This is a genomic window from Proteiniclasticum sediminis, assembly GCF_018128025.1.
Lineage (GTDB): Bacteria > Bacillota > Clostridia > Clostridiales > Clostridiaceae > Proteiniclasticum > Proteiniclasticum sediminis.
This window is the reverse complement of record NZ_JAGSCS010000039.1, coordinates 1-4,183: the sequence shown is the minus strand read 5'-3', so window position 1 is coordinate 4,183 and position 4,183 is coordinate 1. Positions and strand designations below refer to the sequence as shown.

The window sequence follows — 4,183 nt, the reverse complement described above, 5'->3', positions numbered from 1 at the left end:
GTACCACGCCGGAGCACATGCCAGAAAAGCATCAATCCTATCTGTTGTGGGACGGCGCTCGCTTTCTCCACTGGGCTGATTATACCGATTCATGAGAGCCACCTAATCCGCAAAGTTTGAGCCAGTCATTCCGGTGGCGGAGGCCACCGGTCCGGCGTAGGGAGCCACCGCTAGGTGGCTCCCCAGACTCTTGAACCTAATCCTGAATCAGCCGCTTGCGCTTCCTCATCGAAACATCTCCGTCAATGATCATGGTATAGGCGGAGGGGATAATCCGATCGAGAATCGAATCGGCTAGGGCACTCCCGCCTAACCGGTCGTGCCAGCCTTCTGGGATAAACTGGGAGCAGAGGATGGTGGAAGATTTTCCACATCGGACCTCCATCAGTTCAAGCAAATCGCGCTGCTCACTTTCGGAGGTGGGAAGAAGAAGGAACTTATCCAGGATCATCAGCGCATACTTTTGATACTGCTTCATCAGTTCCTTGTACTTGCCTTGGATCCGTGCCACTTCAATTTCGCTAAAGAGATCGAGAAGGCGGACATAACGGGTTCGGTAACCCGATTGGCAGGCATGGACCCCGAGGGCATTAGAGATATAGGTTTTCCCATTATGAAAATCTTTCGATAAGGGAAATTATGCAATGTTTTTTACTATGCAAAGTTATGGGCTGGCAAGCTTGAGAATTCTAGTCTCTCCAACCCATAACATTACATAACAGGCATCATCACTTGCAGAGATTTTTAAGCCATTCCATGAGGCTTTTGTCATCAATCCATTCAGATTGTTCAGGAATTTCCGCTTTTACGTATGCAGATTCCAATGCATTGCGTTTTACTTCAACGTCTGCTTTGGCATAGATTTCAGTGGTGGTCACGCTAACGTGACCCAAGAAGTCTCTGATGTAGATGAGATTAATATTCGATTGTAGCATATGCATTGCTTTACTATGCCTTAATACGTGCGGACTGATTCTATCAGGAAAAACATTCTCTGAATTAGCTTTTGCGAGAGCAAAATACTTGTCCAGTATATAGGCTATTCCAACTCTTGAAAGGCGCTCTTTCCGACTATTGGTAAAAACCGGAAGGTTTCTTTTCTCACTTCTTTCGAAAAGGTTCTGTTCCTTCAGATATCCTATGAGCATGTCGGTAGTATGGCTCATCAATGGTACTGTGCGGACTTTCCTTCCTTTGCCATGGAGAGTAATGGTTGCCGGCTTATCGGTTCTGACATCACAGACAGAAAGGTCGATTAGTTCCTGAACCCTTGCACCACTATCATAGAGGAGTGTCAATATCATTAAATCTCGTCGTCCTTGTTTAGTAGTTGTATCCGGCGCTTTGAGTAAAGCGGACATTGAATCTGCTGTTAAATAGCTAATGCTTGCATGTGCGGCTTTTTTTAACGGTATTCCAAGTATCCTCTGCAATTCGAAGAGAGTTTCGGGTACTTCTGTCTGCACAAATCGTACAAATGCATGGATACAAGCTAAGCGCTGGTTACGAGATGAGATTGCATATTTTCTTTCACTTTCGAGCCAATCAAGATATCCTTTGATCAAACTTGAGCTAAACAATTTCATGGTCAACTTCTCAGGAGTGATCCCTACGACATTCTGACAATATTGAAGAAAGAGCCTGAAGGTATCACTATAGGATTTGATTGTATTTGGGCTTACATTGCGTTGTCCAGAAAGATATGATCCAAGAAACTTTGTCAGATATCTAGAGAAATCAGTCGAAATCATAAGGTGACACCTCCGGAATCATCCAACCATACACACTATCTAAAGTCTCCACGATATCGGGGTATAACTCTGCAGTTAATCTCAAGTAATACTGACTACTTCTGATTCCTGTGTGCCCCATATACGATGAAAGATAGGGAAGTGCAACAGTAAGATCCTTTCCAGCGCGCACCCAGTTTCTTAGGCAATGTACAGCAAATGTATGCCTAAAGTCGTGGATTCTCGGACCTTTGCCCCGTCCACCATGAGATATGCCGGCCAAGTTCAATACCTCCCGGTATGGATGATAGACGTCTTTATGTTGTCGCCCGAAGCTGTTAACAAAGAAATATTGTGCATCTTTCCAGACCTCATAGCAACACATTTGTTGAGAATAGGTCCTTAGCTGTTGCAGTAACACCTCGTCAAGTGGAATGAAGCGCTCCTTGTTGAACTTTGTTCCGTATATGTGCAGTATCCCGTAAACAAGATCTACATCATCTTTTTTCAGATTTCTTAATTCACTGCTTCTCATCCCTGTACTGTAGAGTGTTTTCAGGATAAGTTTTATTTGTTCGCTCCTAAATGGGTACGATTTTGTATTGAGGACTTCATCTGTTGCACTGAAAATTTTTGCCAGTTCCGTATTGCTGAAGATATATGGTTTAAAGGAGCGTTCATGCGAGACAGTTCCTTTTTTCATATAGATATAAGCTGGAAATCCTAATCGATCCATGTATTGGGCCAATCCACGGACGATCCCGATTCGACATTGATGGTTGGACTCTGATTCATATGCAGTTTTTTCACACCACATTTCAACCAATTCGCGGCAAAGTTGTGGTTGTGTATAATCTTTCTGTTCAGCCAGTTTTGCGAATCGATTAAGAGTCAACCCGGGTTTGTCGTATTTGTATCCAAGCGCTCGCTTCTCTGCAATATAATCGGCCACAAGATCTTGCAAGGTTTTTGAAGAGGTCATTCGTTAAACACCTCCTCAGGGTTCAGTGCACATTCTCTTAAACGGTCATGATCGATATGCAGGTAGACATCGGTTGATTTCATGCTCACGTGCCCTAGTATTTCCGAAATAACCGGAAGTGGGATATTTTCTGCAAGCAGAGTGCTTGCAAGGGTATGTCTCAAAGAATGCATCCCGTGAGGAGTTTCACGTGTAATAGAAATTCCAGAATCTCTTATGTATTTTACGAGTATCCTGTTCATTGCTGAATTTGGAGCAAATTCCATGAATGGCGCGCTGTGTCTTACAAAAACATATTCTGAAATTGTTTTGGGACGACCATTTTTCAAGTAGTCAATCAATGCCCAACCTACATCACCAAGCATAGGAAGTAAGATGAAACGCCCTGTCTTGTGTTGTTGAAACTGAATGGTGCTGTTAACCCACTGAAGATTTTCAAGTTTGAGATTTTTGATATCAGAACAGCGTAGACCATATCTTGCAACCATCAAAAGAATTGCATAGTCTCTTTTTCCGGTAGGGTTACCTCTGTCAACACTCGAAAGTACCTTCTTCAACTCCTCTGGTTTCCATGTTATTGGCATTGCTGGTGCATAATAATTCTTTATCCGTGGAACTGATTCCACAAGATTCTCATGAGTATATCCGTTTAGATAGAGATACCTTAAAAAACAACGCACTGCAACAAGATTAGCTGCGATCGCTTTGCTGGAATAATTTATAAATGTCTTAACATAATCGGATAACATTATGGCAGATATCCCTTCGTAGGAGTCTATTCCATATTCATCCATGTAAAAAACAAAGTGCCGTATTCTATTACTTTTGCTATAGGTACCCTGCTCAGAAAAATTTTGATTCCTGCATTCGATCAAGTAGCCTTCAAATGCTGATTTGAACAATACTGGACATTCCGATGTTGCTGTCGGCCCTAACTTTCTACGCAGAATAATGCCATGAATTTGGTAATCCCCTAAAACACGAATGTATCGTACTTGCATGCTAATTCTTTTTGTCGGAGAACTCTCGTGTATTGTATCGTGAGTACATCCATACTTAACATTAAGGTACTGACTGCCTAATTCTTCAGTAAAATACAATTCTTCGCGACTGTTTGCATACTCAAGAAAACGTCTATAAAAGCGTCTATAGTTCAAGATTGTCTGCTTACTATAATCCATTTCATCCATCTTCTGAAGAACTGTATTGATCAATTCTTCCAGGGTTAGTAGTGAATTCATGAACAACATCCTCCTATAGATTTAATGAGTAACACCCAATAATAATCTACAGGATTATGCAAAGTAATAGTAAAAAAGCCCTTAATATTCAATGTTTTTTCACTTCCACTTCACATAATAAAAAACATTGCATAATTCCCACTTCCAGAAGCACCCATAATGATCACATTTCGGTTATCCACAATATAGTTGCAGGCCGTCAAGCGGGTGATCAGGGGTTTATCCAGTTT

General features: G+C 41.9%; 4 protein-coding genes. All 4 read right to left on the bottom strand.

All coding sequences use genetic code 11. From position 1 onward, the window contains the following. Window positions 1–196 precede the first annotated feature (196 nt). The 4 genes from KCG48_RS14290 to KCG48_RS14275 all read right to left on the bottom strand — a co-directional run bounded on the left by KCG48_RS14290 (window position 197) and on the right by KCG48_RS14275 (window position 3,953). Entirely contained in the window at window positions 197–598 is a 402-nt protein-coding gene (locus tag KCG48_RS14290; protein WP_331000409.1) for an ATP-binding protein, read from the bottom strand. A 130-nt stretch (window positions 599–728) separates the two neighbouring features. Next, a complete protein-coding gene (locus tag KCG48_RS14285; RefSeq protein ID WP_211802853.1) occupies window positions 729–1,751 on the bottom strand; it encodes a tyrosine-type recombinase/integrase in 1,023 nt (340 codons plus the stop codon). Further along, a complete protein-coding gene (locus tag KCG48_RS14280; protein ID WP_211802852.1) occupies window positions 1,738–2,712 on the bottom strand; it encodes a tyrosine-type recombinase/integrase in 975 nt (324 codons plus the stop codon). The genes KCG48_RS14285 and KCG48_RS14280 overlap by 14 nt, the downstream gene beginning before the upstream one ends. Further along, window positions 2,709–3,953: a site-specific integrase gene (locus tag KCG48_RS14275; protein WP_211802851.1), complete on the bottom strand. Its 1,245-nt coding sequence runs from the start codon at window positions 3,951–3,953 to the stop codon at window positions 2,709–2,711. The genes KCG48_RS14280 and KCG48_RS14275 overlap by 4 nt, the downstream gene beginning before the upstream one ends. Between the last annotated feature and the right edge of the window lie 230 nt (window positions 3,954–4,183).

Excerpts from the sequence above, each read along its gene's own strand:
- KCG48_RS14275 (WP_211802851.1), bottom strand. The coding sequence starts at position 3,953 with ATGAATTCACTACTAACCCTGGAAGAATTGATCAATACAGTTCTTCAG.
- KCG48_RS14280 (WP_211802852.1), bottom strand. The coding sequence starts at position 2,712 with ATGACCTCTTCAAAAACCTTGCAAGATCTTGTGGCCGATTATATTGCA.
- KCG48_RS14285 (WP_211802853.1), bottom strand. The coding sequence starts at position 1,751 with ATGATTTCGACTGATTTCTCTAGATATCTGACAAAGTTTCTTGGATCA.